Raw genomic sequence first — 17,219 nt, 5'->3', positions numbered from 1 at the left:
GTAGGAGCAGCCGGTCGACGCTCGATGGCCTCGCGATCTTTTGATCTTGAAAAGCTCGCGAGGCAATCGAGCGTCGACCGGCTGCTCCTACAGGTCAGGTCAGGGTCAGCGGCCCTTGATCACCATCTCCCCCGGGGTCTCGCCCACGGCTTGCCAGTTGGGGCGATACATCGACTCCACTTGCGGCGGCGGTACCCGGTAGGTGCCCGGGGTCACGGCGCGGGCCAGGTACAACAGGTGCGTGGTGCCGGAACCTTCCAGCTTCAGCGCAGCCACGTAGCGATCATCCCGATACTCCTGATGTTGCACATTGGCGTTCTGCATCGACTCGCGCCATTGCTTGACCTGGGTACTGGCATTTTCAAGACTCGCGGCACTTTGCCCAAGGTTCTGGTTTTCCAGCTCCAGACCCGCAGGCAGCAAATCCACCACCAGCGCGTCCGGTACCTGCTGCTTGGCCGTCACCGCCAGATGCACCAGCACCAGATCGCCACTTGCCAGGCTGTCGATATTCAACGGCTCGCCATTCATGCCCAGGTAGTCGCGACGAATGCTCATGTTCTCGCCACCCGCCAGCGGCGCCTGCTGTGGATAACCGGAAATCGTCAGCTGTTGATAAACCGCTTCGCTACCTTCATTGCGCAGGGTCAGCGGCGTGTCCAGCAACGCCCCGTCCAGCTTGAGCCCCGGCTGGCTGTTGTTCAGCTCTCGAGTCTGGCTACCGCTGGCCAGCGTGGCCGTCCAGCTGGCTTCAGGTTTGCCCAGCAAATTACGTCCCGCCAGGAACAGAGAATTACTCTCCTGAGTCGACAACCATTGGCTGGCCGCCAGTTGATCTGACAAATCAAACAAGCGCTGTTCACGCTGGCCGCCGAGCAGATTGTTCTCTTCCAGCAGCGCCAGTATCAGCGCCTGATCACGCAGCGGACTGCCATAATCCCCCAACCACTGATCGCCCTTACGGGTGGCCGCCAGACCGGCCAGCAACGCCTGATCGGCCCGCGGCTGATCGCCCATCTTCTGCAGGGCAATGGACAGTTGCACCAGCGGCAACCCGGATCGGGCATCGCTGCGCCGTTCAAAGATGCCGCGTAACGCCCCCAATGGCGCCTGTTGGCTGCGGGCCAGAACCAGCGCGGCATAGGCTTGCACCGCAAAGCGGGTGTGATCGAGGTTGTCGCTGTAATCCGCCTCGATCAGGTTGCGCTCCTGCACGTAACGCAGCAGGCGCTCGCTGGCTTTTTTCAAGGCTTCAGCCGGCACCGCGTAGCCCTGGTCCCGGGCACGCAGCAGGAAGTCGGTGACGTAAGCGCTCAGCCAGTACTCTTCTTCACCGTCAGCCCCCCACAAACCAAAGCTGCCGTTAAAACGCTGCATCCCCAGCAGGCGCTCGATACCGAGTTCGATCTTGCGCTTGCGATCGGCATCCGGTTCGCCTTCAAGGCCCAGCCGCTTGAGCAACGCCGCATCTGCATACAGCGCCGGGTACAGGCCGCTGGTGGTTTGCTCCGAGCAGCCATACGGGTACGCCTTGAGTGCGCGGATTTGCTCACCCAGGTTCAGCGGCGGCCGGCTCGACAAACTCAGCAAGGCTTCACGCCCCGCCGGTTCAAAGGCTTGCAGCGCATCTTCCGGCAGGCTCCAGGGCTGATCCTTGAGTACCGCGCGGTAATGCTTGAGCATCGCCGGGTACGCCGGGCGAATACCCAGGGTCCATTCGCGGGTGAACGGCGCCAGTGTTTCCCCTGGCAGTTCGAGGCCATTGACCGTGACCTTGACCGCTCCGGTGCCGAAACCGCCCAGGGCCTTGACCGGGATCTGCAAGGTGCTGCGCTGGCCGGGGCTCAAGGTGACAGGTTGCGCGGCAGTGCCCGACAGGCTCAATTGGCCCCGGGTCTCGAGTTTGACCTCAAGTGTCTGCGGCTTGTCGGTGAGGTTGGACAGGTCCAGCGCTAACCGGGTCTCATCCCCCGGGGCCAGAAAGCGTGGCGCCGCCAGCTCTGCCACCAGGGGTGCGGCGACCACGGTTTTACCTTCGGCCATGCCGTAGCTGTCATCGCTCCAGACTTGCGCCATCAGGCGCAGTTCGCCGTTAAAGTCGGGAATATTGACGCTGACTTCACCTTCACCCTGCTCATTCAGGGTCACGGGTACGCTTTGCAACGCCACGATGTTCACGCTGGTGGCTGGCCGCTTGCCGCCTTTGGCCAGCGCCGCATCACCGCCGAACGCCAGGCTGGCCAGACGGCCCTGCCCGGCCTCGATCAGCTGCCCGTAAATATCCAGCTGATCCGCGCCGTAGGCCTTGCGCCCGAACAGGCTGGTGTAGGGATCAGGGGTCGGGTAGCCGGTGATATTCAGCACCCCCACGTCCACCGCTGCCAGCAGTACATGGGCCTGTTCGGGAATGCTGCCATCGGCGTTTCTGGCGGTAAATTTCACGCTCAACGGCTGCTTGGGACGCATTTTTTCGGGCGCATCAAGGGTCAGCGCCAACTTGCGCGCCGTGCGGTCGAGCGGCAGATGCAGCACGCCCACGGCCCGCTTGGGAGTGATATTGGTCTTGCGCTCGCCCGGGCGGATAACCAGCGCGCTCACGTACAGATCGTGACGGGCCCACTTCGGATCGAGTTTGATATCGAAGGTTTTGCCTTCGGCCGGCACCTCGATTTCTTCCCACCACAGCGGGCCATCACTGCCTTCAAGCAGCAGGTAACCCTTACCGGCTGCGGGCGGCGTAACCGTTACCCTGGCGGTGTCACCATCGGCATAGGCGGCCTTGTCCAGCGCCAGCTTGACCTGATCGGGGCGCACGGCGCCGCCTTCGGCATTGTCCTGGGCGCGATAACCGGCCCAGAAACGCAAGCTGCTGATCAGCCCGGTTTGCGGGTCTTCAACTTCAACCCGGTATGGGCCCCACTCCACCGGGAAACTGACCTTAGCCGTTTCTCCGGCTTTAACGCTGACGGTTTCCTCGTTGAGATTGAGAAATTTCTCGTTGTAGTGATAGCTCCAGCCGTCGTTGTCCGAGTAGTTCCAGTAGTAATCGCGGCGCTCACGCACCAGCCTTACCTTGAGGTTTTCAGCGGCCAGTTTGTGCCCTTCGCTGTCAGCCACCAGTAACTCGAACTCCGCCGGGCCATCGCCATCGGTTTCAGTGCCGGCAAACAGACCGCGCACCCCCGGCAAGCGCTCGGCGGGCCACACGGGTTGCACCAGACGCCGGGTAATCGGGCGCCCGCCCGACTCCTGCAAACTGGCTTGCACTATCAACTGCAGCGGCGATTTGGCATCGCTCCACTGGCTTTCCAGGCTGATGGTTTCCTGGCCTTCAGCGTTCAGCACGCTTTCGTCCAGCTCCAGATCCTGGGTCAGTTCCGGCTCTGTCACTGAGCCGAACTGATAACCCGGCAAGGCACTGACCGCATCACGCAATGGACGCACATAAACCTGGCCGCTGAGGCGATTGCCTGACGCCGGGGCGCCGTACAAATAACGACCGCTGACTTGAATTTCTGCGGTCTGATCAGGGCGCAGCGGTGCGTCACTGCCCTTGAGTTCCAGCGCCAGGCGCTCGGGCAGGAAGTCTTCAACCTGAAAGTCATACCACAGCGGCTGGCCGTCCCCCAGATCAAAGATCAGTAGCCAGCGCCCGGTCGGCGCCTCCTCGGCCAGTTGCAACGGGTACTGATATAAACCGGAAGCATCGGGCGACCAGACAAACTTGCGGCTGACCTCATTACCCGGACGACGCACCTCGACACTCACCGGCTGCGGCTTGACCGGTCTGCCGTCGCGGTCGCGCAACAAGGCATTGAGCAGCACGGTTTCGCCGGGGCGATACAGATCACGCGGGCCAAACACAAAAAATTGCAGCGGGTGAGCCTGCGGACCGCCAATGTCGAATTCGGCCAGATCCAGCGCCGCGCTGTTCAAACGCAGCAAACTGGTCTGGTCGCCCTGACGCGCCACCAGCACTTCAGCGTCGGACGGCAACGCCAGTTCCGCGTGCCCTTGTTTATCTGTCTTGCCCTGGGCCAGCATCTTGCCCTTGCGGTCAAGCAACTCCAGATCCACATTGGCCAGTGCGCTGCCACCTTCCAGCGCCTGGGTGAACACATCCAGACGCTTCTGATAACGATGTACAGAAAGGCCGATATCGCTGAGGGTGAACAACGTTGCAGGTGTCGAATAGTTGTAACTGCCGGACGCCTTCATCACCGCCAGGTAAACCCCCGGCTGCTGCAAAGGCTTGACCCCGGAAATCGGCAGGATCAACGTCTCACGGGTATTGCGTGCCGGGTTCAGGTCAAAGCGAGCGCTGTAAACCAGATCGGCCATGCTCAGCAGATCCTTGGCGTCGTAGCTTTGCAGGCTGCTGTTGCCGCCCCAGCGGCTAAGAAAGTTCGGTAACGATTCGGGTTTGACCCGGAAGAACTCGACATCCACCTTGTCGACGTTCAACGCGATCACCGGCAAGCCTTCAGCCAGGCGGGTGGGTAACAGGTTGCCACGGCTGGCGAAGCCGACAGTGGGCTGCAAGTCACGGGTTTCCAGGCGGCTGACGTACTCGGCGGCGAGCCTGGTGTCGTTGACACCGCGCAGGCCGGGATCGACGGTAAGGATCAACTTGCGCTGCGGCTCCAGGTGCCGCAAACGCAGTTCCATCAGGTTGTCCGACAGCTCCCAGGCGCCATCGACCTTGCCGGATTTAGCGTCAACCAGATGCAATTTTTCGGCGAAGTTCTGCTCCGGGTCCAGAGGCACCGAAAAACTCACGGACAAGGTGCTGGCGCCGTCCAGTTGTACTTCGGAAACATCCACCACACTCAACTCGCGTCCGGCATAGCGCTCGGCCAGTACCTTGACGTCCGGTTTGGCCGCCTGGACGCTGACAGCCGGTGGCGCCCCGGGCTTGTCGGTTGACGATGAATCACAGGCGCTCAGCAGTGCCAGCGCACAAGCCAGGAACAGTCCTTTGTTAAGCATGGTGTACTCGTTGACTAGGCATTGAAGGGAATGACTATATATCAGCGCGCCATGAACAACTTACGCACCGGTCAGATTGACCGGTAAACGGGCGATTGGTTGCGCTGCCCCATGAGCAACACAAAAACGCTGGGAGCTGGCTCGCCAGCGATGCAGGCGCCCCGGTTTGCCGGGTGTTGATGCCATCGCCGGCAGCCGGCTCCCACGGTGGAACTGCCCTGAACTGAAACCCGGCTCCCACACAAATTCTGCGGCCCCGCTACAATGCACTCCCCCAAGGAGCCTGCATGTCTTCCCTATTAGCTGACTGGCGTGACCGTCCTACCCATCGCCGGGTGTGGGCGCTAGCAGCACCTATGATTTTGTCGAACATCTCGGTGCCGCTGGTTGCGCTGGTCGACAGCACTGTAATCGGCCATTTGCCCCACGCCCATCAACTGGGTGCCGTGGCCGTAGGCGCCAGCCTGTATATCTTTCTGGCCTGGATGATGGGCTTTTTGCGCATGGGCACCACCGGCTTCGCCGCGCAGGCCGCCGGGCGTGACGATGGCACCGCCCTGCGGCAAATCCTGGTGCAAGGCTTGCTGCTCAGTGTGCTGTTGTCGATGCTGCTGGGGGCGATAGCTGTCCCCTTCAGCGGCCTGGCCTTGAGCGTGATGCAACCGTCCGCCGAGTTACATGCCCTGACCCTGGATTTCTTCCATACCCGTCTGTTTGGCCTGCCCGCAGCTTTGGCAAGCTATGCGCTGGTGGGCTGGTTTCTGGGCACGCAAAACGCACGGGCGCCGCTGGCCATTCTGCTGACCACCAACCTGGTCAACATAGCCCTTAACCTGTGGTTTGTCCTCGGTCTGGACTGGGGCGTAGTCGGGTCGGCCCGGGCCTCGGTGATTGCCGAGTGGAGCGGCGCGCTACTCGGCCTGTGGCTGACCCGCGGCGCCCTGGGCAAATTCCCGGGCACGGTCATGTGGGCCGCCTTGCGGGTATGGCACAACTGGAAGCCGCTGCTGGGGGTCAACCGCGACATTTTCATTCGCAGCCTGATGCTGCAACTGGTGTTTTTTTCCATCACCTTGCAGGGCGCCCGGCTGGGGGATGCCACCGTGGCGGCCAATGCGCTGTTGCTCAATGGCTTGCTGCTGGCCGCCCATGCGCTGGATGGCCTGGCCCATGCCGTGGAGGCACTGTGCGGGCATGCCATCGGCGCCCGTGATCGCCTCGCGTTGCGCCGTTCGATGGTGGTTGCATGCGGCTGGTCATTGATGGCCAGTACCGCGTTTGCGCTGCTGTTCCTGTTTGGCGGGCATCTGTTTGTCGAGATGCAAACCGACATTGCCAGCGTGCGGGAAACCGCCTTCCAGTACTTGCCGTATCTGGCGTTGTTGCCGCTGATTGCGGTGTGGAGCTACTTGCTCGACGGGCTGTTTATCGGTGCCACCCGCGCCCGGGAAATGCGCAATGCGATGCTGATCAGCGTCGTTATCGCCTTCCCCGCAGCCTGGGCGCTGCACGGTTATGGCAACCATGGCCTGTGGATAAGTTTTCTGCTGTTTATGATGCTGCGCAGCCTGACCCTGGGGGTGTATGCGTGGAAGATGCAGCGCAAGGATGAGTGGTTTACTCCAAGAGCGTGATCCGGATCAGTGATCACTGACGAACTCGCCAATGTTATCCAGCACCGGGGCCAACCAACGTAACGGACGTGAAAGCGCCGCCACCAGGGTTACGTGGCTGGTGCGCGTGAAATAGAGTTCCTGGACCGGCACCCCGGCGCCCCGCAACGCAGTCGCCAGCCCCCCGGTATTGCGCGTCGGGTTGACCAGCGTGTCCGTCCTGGCGGCCATCAACAAGGTCGGCGGCGCCTGGCGGCTCACGTGCCGCACAGGCTGCGACTCGGGTGGGGAGTCCGGGTAGAAAAATACTGGCCGCACCGCTTCGTCCTTGATCGGCAAAAAGTCATAGGGCCCGGCCAGGCCAATCCATCCGCGCAAACTGGCAGGACTCATGCCTACAGCCCGTAACCATTGCGGATCAAGGGCAAGCATTGCTGCGTTGTACGCCCCGGCGCTGTGGCCCATCAAAAACAGACGCTGCGGGTTGCCGCCATATTGTGCGATGTGTTGATAAGTCCAGCCTGTGGCCTGAGCGCTATCTTGCAGAAACTGCGGATAACGCACCTGTGGATAAAGTCGGTAATCGGCGATAACCGTGGTTATCCCCCGCGAAGCCAATGCTTCACCGACAAACAGGTAATCGCTGCGCGAGCCGCTGTTCCAGCTGCCGCCATAGAAAAAAATCACCACGGGGGCTCCGGGGGCGGGCTGCCTGGGGCGATAGATATCGAGGGCCTGCCGCGGGTCTGCGCCGTAGGCAATATCACGGGTCATGTCGAAGCTGGAGGTGGGGGTCAGGCCGTTGATGATGCGTACCGGCGAGCAGGCGCTGAGCACCCAGCCCATCAGCCCGGCGCAAGCCAGTCCCGCTGCACCCTTGAAGCTGATCGACATGGGGTACGACCTCCGGGCAAAAAAAAACGCTGACCTGCACACATGGCACAGATCAGCGTAGTTCAGTCACCGGAGACCTGGTCGGGCTATCAGTGGCTCGACAGGTACGACGAACGGGTCAGGCCAAGACGCAGTGCATCGAGGTACTGGGTACGCTCTTTGGCACTGATGTTGGCGCTGGCCACTTTGTCGCGGTAGTGGTTCATCAACTCTTCCGGCGACAAGTGCACGTAGCGCAGCATGTCCTCGATAGTGTCGTGGGTCTCGATCCCGGCGTGGTACACGCTGCCGTCGTCGTTCTGGTAGATGTTCACCGAGTCGGTATCACCGAACAGGTTGTGCATGTCACCCAGGATTTCCTGGTAAGCGCCCACCAGGAAGATACCCAGCAAGTAATCCTCGCCTTCATTCAGCCCGTGAACCGGCAGGCTGGTTTCGATGCTCTGCTCGTCCACGTACTGCTTGATCTTGCCGTCGGAGTCGCAGGTCAGGTCTTGCAGTACGGCGCGGCGCAGCGGCTCTTCATCAAGACGGTGCAACGGTAGAATCGGCAGTACCTGGCCAATCGCCCAGGTGTCCGGCAGGCTCTGGAAAACCGAGAAGTTGCAGATGTACTTGTCGGCCAGCTTGTCGTTGAGTTCGTCGAGCACCTGGCGATGGGAACGCTGACGCGCTTTCAACGAGTTGTGCAAACGACGGCACACGGCGAAGTAGCACTGCTCGGCCAGGGCTTTTTCAGCCAGGGTGATTTTGCCGTCGGCGTACTGGGCAGCGATGTCGCTCATGTAGTGCGTGGCGCGCCAGTAGGTTTCGGTGACCATTTCAATATCGGTCGGGCCCAGCAGGTCCACCAGCCATTGCACGGTCTCGGGCAGGATGTCCTTGTTCTCGATTACCGGTACGTCGTCGTTGTGCTTCTCGACGTCGGTCACCTGCACCACCAGCATGGCGTGGTGCGCGGTCAGGGAACGGCCGCTTTCCGAGAAAATGTTCGGGTGCGGCAGGTTTTGCGCATCGCAGAACTCTTTGAGCATGCCTACGACAACGCCGGCATAGTCGTCCATGTCGTAGTTGATCGAGCTGGCGTTGCGCGAGTGCGTGCCGTCGTAATCCACCCCCAGACCGCCGCCCACGTCGATGTGGTCAACCGGCAGGCCGAGGTTGCGCAGTTCGCCGTAGTAGCGGATCGCTTCCTTGAAACCATGCTGGTAGTCCGCCAGGTTGGCGATCTGCGAGCCCATATGGAAGTGCAACAGACGGATGCCCTGATCCAGACCGGCCACCCGGAAGCGCTCAACCACCGACAGCAACTGCGCGGCAGACAAACCGAACTTGGATTTCTCACCGCCGGTGTCAGCCCACTTGCTCGATGCCAGGGACGACAGGCGCACGCGCAGGCCAACCTGTGGCTTGACCTTGAGCGAGGCCGCTTCTTCGATCACCAGGTCTACTTCGGATTCTTTCTCGATCACGATAAACACGTTGTGACCGAGCTTCTGCCCCATAAGCGCCAGACGAATGAACTCGCGGTCCTTGTAACCGTTGCAAACGATGGTGCCACCCTTGGGGGCCAGCGCCAGCACGGCCAGCAGCTCAGGCTTGGAACCTGCTTCAAGGCCGATCGACACGTCTTTGGTGGCGATGATGTTTTCGATCACGGCTTCTTGCTGGTTAACCTTGATCGGGTACAGCGCGGTGTACTTGCTCTGGTATTCCAGACGCTCGATGTTGGCATCGAAAGCGCCGGTCAGCTGACGTACACGGTCTTGCAAAATATCGGGAAAACGCACCAGCAATGGCAAGGACAAGCCACTTTTGCGCAGTTCGTCGACTTGCTCGTACAGATCGATGGGCGAGCTGTTCGGGCCGTTCGGACGTACTTCTACGCGACCGGCTTCATTGATCGCGAAATACCCGGCCCCCCAATGGCGAATCCCGTAAACACTGCGGCTGTCCGCAACTGTCCATTGGCTGCCATCGTCTTTGCGTGTGCGTCGTACGGACATCGAAGTCCCCTATAAAGAAGTCAAATAGCCCAACCTGAAGGCAGGCTGGCGCAGTCTAAAGAGTAAATATGAAGATTAGTCTGCGCAGGGGTAGACCCTGACAACAGCGCGGAGTTTAGAAACCGGTCAGAACAGGCTCTGTGAAAACCATGGCGAGCGACAAAAAGCACTTGGCGGTGGTCTTCACAGAAGCTGCTAGCCGCCGGACTTCTTGGCTTTGAACCCGTGCTTGAGCAGTTCGGCCAACAGCAATTCGACGTGATCGCCCTGGATCTCGATGATGCCGTCTTTCAACGCACCACCGGTGCCACAGCGTTTTTTCAACGTCGTCGCCAAATCCTTGAGCGCGTCTTCCGCCAGCGGCACTCCGGTCACAGTGGTGACTGTCTTGCCGCCACGGCCCTTGCTTTCGCGACGTACGCGAGCAATGCCATCGCCATCGGGGATACGGGTTTGTTTGCAGGTACAGGCGTCCACCGGCTGACGACAGTCCGGACAGTGACGACCTGCGTCGGTGGAAAATACCAGGCCACCAAGGGCGGCGAAGGATGCGGCTTTTTTGGCCACCGGCAATCCTCATATGGAGGACAAAAAATTGGCCGGTGCCTGACACTGTTGCGCCAAGGAGTACCGACCGCGAAGCCCCACTCTGGCAGGGGCAGCGCAACTCAGGCGGGAAAACCGCTTGAGTCTGAAAAAGGTCGCGCAGTGTAACGACAAATGCGCTGCTGCCCAATAGCCAATCGGCGGCAATTTATAAACCAGTCAACCGTAACTTTGCAGGAGCAAGCTTGCTCGCAAGCTTTTAACCTCAACCGCTCGCCCCTACGGCTTGATCTGCGCCAGATAGCGCTTGAGGGCTGCCAGCGAATCCGGGCAAAAAGGCTGTTGCTGACTCAGGCGCAATGCCTCGGCCACCGACATGAAGCAGGCCTGCTGCACCTCTTCAGGCTGCACCTGCAACGGGCCATCCCACACGGCGGAAAAAACGGCGCACCACAGGTGATTTTGTTCGCCTTCGAAGTAAAAGCGTTCATGGGCCGTCAGCGATACGCCGCTCACCCCCAGCTCTTCTGCAAGTTCACGGGCTGCCGACTCGGCGTAGCTCTCATCAACCCCTACCATGCCACCCGCCGCCACATCCCAGAACCCGGGATACAGCGCTTTGCTCAGGGTGCGCTGATGCACGCACAATTCACCGGCAGAGTTGAACAGCAAAATGAAAGTGCCGCGCCCGATCAAGCCCTGCTCACGCAACTGTTGTCGGGGCAAGCCGCCCAGCAGCCGGTCTTGAGGATCAACCCAGGCCACCATTTCGAGATCAGAGGCCGCACGGTGTGCGGCCTCCAGCGCAGAAATCGGCATCACTCAGCCCTGGGACAGCAATTGTCGAAGGTCCATGACCGCCGCGTTGGCGCGGGAAATATAGTTGGCCATGACCAGCGAGTGGTTGGCCAGAACGCCGTAGCCGCTGCCATTGAGGATCATCGGGCTCCAGACCGGCTCCTGGGCCGCCTCCAGTTCACGAATGATCTGACGCACACTGACCGTGGCATTCTTTTTCGCCAGCACGTCAGCGAAGTCGACTTCAATGGCCCGCAGCAGGTGCGACAGGGCCCATGCCTGGCCACGCGCCTCGTAGAACACGTTGTCGATTTGCATCCATGGGGTTTCTTCTATTTCTTCATCAACCACGGGTACCTGGCCGGGTTTCAGGCTTTCGGTCTTCAATGCGCCATTGAGCTTGACCCGGCCGACGCTGGCCGACAAACGCTGCGACAGCGATCCCAGACGAGTACCCACATCGCCCAGCCAGTTGTTCAGGTTATCGGCGCGCGCATAGAACAGGGCGTTCTTCTGGTTGGGATCAGACAAGCGCGCCTGGTAGCGGCTCAGGGAATTGATCCCTTCCTGGTACTCCGACTCGCTGGACGGCAGCATCCAGCTCTTGTTGTCGAAGTTGAAACGCGGTTCGGCCTTGGCCAGATCGGCGTCTTCGGCCGACTGCGATTGCGAACGGGCAAAGTCTTTACGCAAGCCGCGGGTCAGGTCACGCACCTGTACCAGCACGCCATATTCCCAGCTCGGAATATTGTCCAGAAACACGCCCGGCGGAAAACGGTCATTGGACAGATAGCCGCCCGGTTTATTGAGCAGGGTGCCGGCCACGGTTTTAAGGGTTTCAACGGTGGTAAAACCCGGAACCATTTGCTTGCCATCCCTCTCGGCAGCGAGCTGGGCGTTTTGCTGCACCGGGAACAAGTCCGGTTCCTGGCTCCAGTACCAGCCCAGACCCAGGCACACCACGACGAAGATCCCCACCAGCACGGCGATTGAGCGGCTAAACAGAATGCTTGTGAAATAGCCACGCGACGGGGCACGGGTCTCCCTGACCGACTCACGGGCACTGCTGCCCTCACGTTTTTTCCAGTCCAGCATGGCTATATCCTTTCAAATTCCAGGTTCAATCGTTCGACCACAACCCTACCTCATAGTGCCTAGGGTCTGTTGGCGTTTCATTGGCTACAGGCTTTTTAATCACGTCCGGGCCGTGCAGCTAGCAGGCCGGGCCAGTCCGCCCGGCACTATAGAACAAGCACGGACGAGCCATGGTAAATATGGCTGCGCGGCTGTCAATTTCAAGCGGGACAGCCTGATTGGAAACCGGGAGACCGCCTCGGGCCGAGAATCCAGCAATCAAGGCAAATAGCCACTATTTATGCGGAATACCCCCGCCCCGTCACATCGATGTCATACAAACGCCATAACTTCAGGCGCTTCTTACTGCGTAGTAGGCAAAACCCCGCATGCGCCTGAAGCTGCTAACCAACTTGAACACCCTGTTACTGGTCGCCGTATGCCTGGCGCTGGGCGCCACTTTATGGTGGTCGCAGCGGGCGCTGGAGCGTCCGTTCCTGTTGATGGAGCGCTACCTGAGCCTGTCGCAGCTGTTTCAGAATCAAGTTTCGCGCAACATTGAAGACTACCTGGCCAGTGGCGATGCCGTGCGCCTGAGCGAGGCCAACAGCGCGCTGGACAGGCTCCAGACAGCGCTCGACTCACTGCCCCCTGCTCTGGCCCAGGCCTGGCGCCCCAGCCTTGAAGAGCTGAGCCACTTCAGCAACAACCAATTGCTGGCTGCCGGCAAACTGGCCGCAGACCCACAAGCCCTGCTGCTACAGGCTGAGCGCGAGCTGGCCGGCAATCTGGAACAGCTCAGCCAGTATGCCCTGCAGGCCAGCACCCCCGAAGCCCGCCTTTATTCTGCGCCGTTGCTGACTGGCGCCCTGCATCTGGCCAGACTGTCCCTGAGCCGGGACAAACTGGTGAGCAGCGCCCGCAGCGAGCTGGCAGGCGAGGTGGAACGCGAACTCGCCAGCATCCGGGCCCAGGCACAGCAGATCGACGCCATGCCCTTACTGGGAGTAAGCGCGCAAAATACTTCCGGCAACGACGATTTCGCCGCGCTGATGGGGCTGCAAACCGAACCCACGACACAGGCCGAAGATACGGGGATCGGCCTCAAGCGAGAGCTGAACAACCTGCTGAACCGCTACCCCGCCGAACTCAAGCGCACCCAGACCCAAATAGAACAACGGGCCCTGCTCGGCAACAGCACCCACCTGAAACTCAACGCCGTGCAACAGGCAATTGCCGCGCTGGAACCGCAAGTGCGCGCCGAGCACGGGCAGATCCAGAGCGAGGTGAGGCTGATCCAGGGTCTGATGATTGGCCTGATTCTGCTGATCGCACTGCTGATCGACACTCTGCAACGTAGGCTGGCCAAGGTCCTGACCCATTTGACCGGGTCGCTGTCGACCTGGGCCGACGGCGACTTCAGCCGCGACATCCAGCTGGGCAAGACCAATCGCGAGCTGCATGACATTGAGGCGTCGCTCAATCGCCTGCGCCAGTACCTGGTGAATCTGGTGGGCACCCTGCGCCTGAATGCCCAACAGGTCGCCGGCAGCAGCCAGACCCTGGCCGAACTCAGCAACGGCCTGCACGGCGGCGCCGAACGCCAGGCTGTTGATACGGCCCAGATCCGTGACGCACTGGGCGAACTGGAGGCCACCATCACCCAGGTCGCAGGGGATGCCAGCCATGCTGCCGATGCCAGTCGCAGCGCCGGCCTGGCCGTTGCCCAGGGGCAGCGCGTAATAGACCAGAGCCTGACCGGGTTGCGCGCGCTGGTCGGGGAAGTACAAGGCAATGCACAGAGCATCGAACGCCTGGCAGAAGAGTCGGCGACCATTGGCGGGGTCTTGACCGTGATCCGCTCCATCGCCGACCAGACCAACCTGCTGGCACTCAATGCGGCCATTGAGGCCGCCCGTGCTGGAGAAATGGGCCGCGGCTTTGCCGTGGTTGCCGAAGAAGTCCGCTCCCTTGCGCAACGGACCGCAGGCGCCACCAGCGAGATCCAGACCCTGATTGGCGGGCTGCAACTGGCCGCCCGGCAATCGGTTGAGGGCATGCGCGCACAAGTGGAACATGCCCGGGCCACCGCCGAAAAAGCCCAGGACGCTGAAGGCGCGCTGGATGAGATTGTCGATGCGATTACCACTATCTCCGGCACCGCAATGCGCATCGCCGACGTCACCGCACAACAAGGCACGGCTGTGGGGGAGATTCGCAACCACAGTGAGCGCATTCACCAATTGGGCGACGACAACCTGCAACGCATCGCTGTTGCTCGGGACCAGAGCCAGCAATTGCTGGAGCTGGGCGGCAAATTGAACTCAGCCGTGCACAGCTTTCGCCTGTAAAAGCGAGCTTGCTCGCGAGCAAGCTCGCTGCTGCAGGGCATCTCAGCATTCACTCCGCTATCATGCGCCCACGTTTGATTTGCGAGATTCCTATGCGCCGCCTGTTCCTTGTTCTGTGTTTGCTGCTCGCCGTACCGGCCATGGCCGCCGGCCTGCTGGATAACCGGCCCAGCTCTACCCTGGGTGCAATCAATAACAGCAACGACTTTTTACCGGTGCGTGACGCGTTCAGGCTCAACCTGATCGACAGCACGCCCGAGACCATCAAGCTGCGTTTTGTCCCCACCGAAGGCTATTACCTGTATCGCCACAAGTTCGCCTTTAGCACCGAACCCGCCGATATCGCCCTGGCCACGCCACAGTTACCGCCCGGCGAGCAAAAGCACGATGAGTATTTCGGCGACGTCGAGGTCTATCACGGCATTCTTGATGTCGACATCCCGCGCCCGCCCGATGATCAGCGTCCGTTCACCCTGGTGGTCACTTACCAGGGCTGCGCCGACAAGGGTTTGTGTTATCCACCGGAAACCGAACGCCTGAGCATCGGCGGCACCCCGGTGTCGACCGCGACCGGCGACAGTGCCGCACCAGCCATCAATAGCTGGACCTGGCGCGAGCTGGCGCTGTTCTTCCTCGCCGGCCTGGGCCTGACCTTTACCCCCTGCGTGCTGCCGATGCTGCCGATTTTGTCGGGCGTGGTATTGCGTGGCCAGGTGGGCGGGCTGCGCGGCTTTAGCCTGTCACTGGCCTACGTGCTGCCAATGGCCGCCTGCTTTGCACTGCTCGGCGCGCTGATGGGGATGTTCGGCGCACAGCTCAACCTTCAGGCACGCCTGCAATCGGTGTGGGTACTGGCGCCCTTTGCCCTGTTCTTCGCGATTTTTGCCCTGGCCATGTTCGGGGTGTTCGAACTGAAGTTGCCGCAAGCCATCAGCAACCGCCTGGATCGCGTCGCCAACCGCACCCAGGGTGGCTCGCTGTGGGGCGCTGCCGTGCTGGGCGTGGTGTCCAGCCTGCTGGTATCGCCCTGCGTCTCGGCCCCGCTGGCGGGAGCATTGCTCTATATCAGTGCCAGTGGCGATGCCCTGGGCGGCGGTTTGAAACTCTTTGCCCTGGGGCTGGGCATGGGCGCGCCCCTGCTGCTGGTCGCAACCGGCGGTGCGGCCTGGTTACCAAAAAGCGGGCCATGGCTGGTCAGCGTCAAAAACGCCATTGGCGTGCTGTTGCTCGGTTTGGCCATCGCCCTGCTCAGCCGCGTGCTGCCGGGCCCCGTTACCCTGCTGTTGATTGGTCTGCTGGCGGCCGGGGTGAGTCTGTTTCTCGGCACTCTGGAGTTCGGCTACAAAACCCCGCGCCAACGTCTGGCGCAGTTGCTTGGGCTATTTCTACTGGTTTACGCCCTGGCCTGCTGGTACGGCGCCCTCAGCGGTCAAAGCGACCCGTTCAGGCCGCTTGGACACTGGCAGCCTGCGGCATCCGCCGCCGGCCCGGCCCAAAGCAGCAGTGAATGGCAAACCGTCAGCACCGCAGAGGAGCTGGACAAGGTGTTGGCACAAGCCAGTGCCGCCGGCCAGCCGCTGTTGCTGGACTGGTACGCCGACTGGTGTATCAGCTGCAAGGTGATCGAGCACGAGGTCCTGAACAACCCGCAGGTGCTGGACCGGCTCAAAGGCTACCGGCTGGTACGGTTTGACATGACTGCCAGCAATGCCGGGCAGCGCGCCCTGCTCGACCGCTACCAATTGTTCGGCCCTCCGGCACTGATGTTCTTTGGCAAAAACGGCAGTGAAAAAAGTGACTTGCGGGTCATCGGCGAGATCAATGCAGCAGACTTCGCCGAACGTGTCGACAACGCAAATGACCGGATCTAGAGAGCTGGTCACAAACTTTTCGCGAACATCGGTCATCGTGCTGGCTATTGCAGTTAACTGGACAGCGAATCCGCTTTTCGGCATAGTCGCCCGGCATTGATAACTGCACACACATAACAAGGAACAGCAGATGGCGACTTTTCTGGTTCTGCACGGCCCCAACCTGAATTTGCTCGGCACCCGCGAGCCGGGCGTCTACGGCGCTACTACCCTGGCGCAAATCAATCAGGACCTGGAGCAGCGGGCCCGCGATGCCGGTCACCATTTGCTCTATCTGCAAAGTAATGCCGAGTATGAGTTGATCGACCGGATCCACGCTGCCCGCGATGAAGGCGTGGACTTTATCCTGATCAACCCGGCTGCTTTTACCCACACCAGCGTGGCATTACGTGACGCGCTGCTGGCGGTGAGCATCCCATTCATCGAAGTGCATTTATCAAACGTGCACAAACGCGAACCTTTCCGCCATCACTCCTACTTCTCCGACGTTGCGGTAGGTGTGATCTGCGGCCTTGGCGCCAGCGGTTATCGACTGGCCTTGGAGGCCGCCCTGGAACAGCTTGAACTACAAGCTAAACGCCCCTGACCGACCCATTGGGAGTTGACGATTCATGGATATCCGTAAAGTTAAGAAACTGATCGAACTGCTGGAAGAGTCCGGCATCGACGAGCTGGAAATCAAAGAAGGCGAAGAGTCCGTACGCATCAGCCGTCACAGCAAGACTCCTGCTCAACAGTTCTACGCACCAGCGCCAATGCAAGCTCCGGCTGCTGCTCCGGTTGCTGTTGCTCCGGTTGCCACCGTGACCGAAGCACCTGCTGCACCAAAACTGAACGGTTTTGTGGTCAAGTCGCCAATGGTCGGTACTTTCTACCGTACCCCGGCACCTACCTCGCCAGCCTTCGTTGAAGTCGGCCAGACCGTTAAGGTCGGCGACACCATTTGCATCGTTGAAGCGATGAAAATGATGAACCACATCACAGCCGAAAAAGCCGGTGTTATCGAATCCATCCTGGTAGAAAACGGTCAACCGGTTGAGTTCGATCAACCGCTGTTCACCATCGTTTGAACCACGG

General features: G+C 60.7%; 11 protein-coding genes. 5 read left to right on the top strand and 6 right to left on the bottom strand.

Annotated elements, in window-relative coordinates; translation table 11 throughout:
• Positions 1-105: 105 nt before the first annotated feature.
• A complete protein-coding gene (locus tag WG29040_RS05105; RefSeq protein ID WP_127195754.1) occupies positions 106-4,989 on the bottom strand; it encodes an alpha-2-macroglobulin in 4,884 nt (1,627 codons plus the stop codon).
• Positions 4,990-5,276: 287 nt separating this feature from the next.
• Between WG29040_RS05105 and WG29040_RS05100 the strand changes: the two genes are divergently transcribed.
• Positions 5,277-6,623 (top strand): MATE family efflux transporter, encoded by a 1,347-nt coding sequence (locus WG29040_RS05100; protein ID WP_127195753.1) that lies wholly within the window; start codon positions 5,277-5,279, stop codon positions 6,621-6,623.
• Positions 6,624-6,629: 6 nt separating this feature from the next.
• Here the strand turns inward: WG29040_RS05100 and WG29040_RS05095 are convergent, their stop codons facing one another.
• The 5 genes from WG29040_RS05095 to WG29040_RS05075 form a co-directional block, all read right to left on the bottom strand.
• Positions 6,630-7,496, bottom strand: coding sequence for an alpha/beta hydrolase (locus WG29040_RS05095; RefSeq protein WP_127195752.1), 867 nt, complete (start codon positions 7,494-7,496; stop codon positions 6,630-6,632).
• An 89-nt stretch (positions 7,497-7,585) separates the two neighbouring features.
• A complete protein-coding gene (gene speA, locus WG29040_RS05090) occupies positions 7,586-9,502 on the bottom strand; it encodes an arginine decarboxylase (protein ID WP_003439236.1) in 1,917 nt (638 codons plus the stop codon).
• Between the two features lie 195 nt (positions 9,503-9,697).
• Positions 9,698-10,069: a translation initiation factor Sui1 gene (locus WG29040_RS05085; protein WP_003439233.1), complete on the bottom strand. Its 372-nt coding sequence runs from the start codon at positions 10,067-10,069 to the stop codon at positions 9,698-9,700.
• A 258-nt stretch (positions 10,070-10,327) separates the two neighbouring features.
• Positions 10,328-10,867 (bottom strand): NUDIX hydrolase, encoded by a 540-nt coding sequence (locus WG29040_RS05080; RefSeq protein WP_003439230.1) that lies wholly within the window; start codon positions 10,865-10,867, stop codon positions 10,328-10,330.
• A gap of 3 nt (positions 10,868-10,870) precedes the next feature.
• Positions 10,871-11,941, bottom strand: a complete 1,071-nt coding sequence (locus tag WG29040_RS05075) for a DUF2333 family protein (RefSeq protein ID WP_003439227.1) — start codon at positions 11,939-11,941, stop codon at positions 10,871-10,873.
• Between the two features lie 368 nt (positions 11,942-12,309).
• Between WG29040_RS05075 and WG29040_RS05070 the strand changes: the two genes are divergently transcribed.
• The 4 genes from WG29040_RS05070 (at position 12,310) to accB (ending at position 17,212) form a co-directional block, all read left to right on the top strand.
• Positions 12,310-14,271: a methyl-accepting chemotaxis protein gene (locus tag WG29040_RS05070; protein ID WP_127195751.1), complete on the top strand. Its 1,962-nt coding sequence runs from the start codon at positions 12,310-12,312 to the stop codon at positions 14,269-14,271.
• A 92-nt stretch (positions 14,272-14,363) separates the two neighbouring features.
• Positions 14,364-16,142: a protein-disulfide reductase DsbD gene (locus WG29040_RS05065; RefSeq protein WP_127195750.1), complete on the top strand. Its 1,779-nt coding sequence runs from the start codon at positions 14,364-14,366 to the stop codon at positions 16,140-16,142.
• A gap of 130 nt (positions 16,143-16,272) precedes the next feature.
• Positions 16,273-16,728 (top strand): type II 3-dehydroquinate dehydratase, encoded by a 456-nt coding sequence (aroQ, locus tag WG29040_RS05060; RefSeq protein ID WP_003439222.1) that lies wholly within the window; start codon positions 16,273-16,275, stop codon positions 16,726-16,728.
• Between the two features lie 25 nt (positions 16,729-16,753).
• The gene (gene accB, locus WG29040_RS05055; protein ID WP_003439221.1) at positions 16,754-17,212 is read left to right on the top strand and encodes an acetyl-CoA carboxylase biotin carboxyl carrier protein; all 459 of its coding nucleotides are present in this window, start codon (positions 16,754-16,756) and stop codon (positions 17,210-17,212) included.
• The last annotated feature ends 7 nt before the right edge of the window (positions 17,213-17,219 follow it).

Origin of the sequence: Pseudomonas sp. PAMC 29040 (assembly GCF_003994535.1) — a bacterium.
Classification (GTDB): Bacteria; Pseudomonadota; Gammaproteobacteria; order Pseudomonadales; family Pseudomonadaceae; genus Aquipseudomonas; species Aquipseudomonas paraversuta.
The sequence above is the reverse complement of the archived record's forward strand: the minus strand, read 5'-3'. Positions and strand labels throughout refer to the sequence as shown.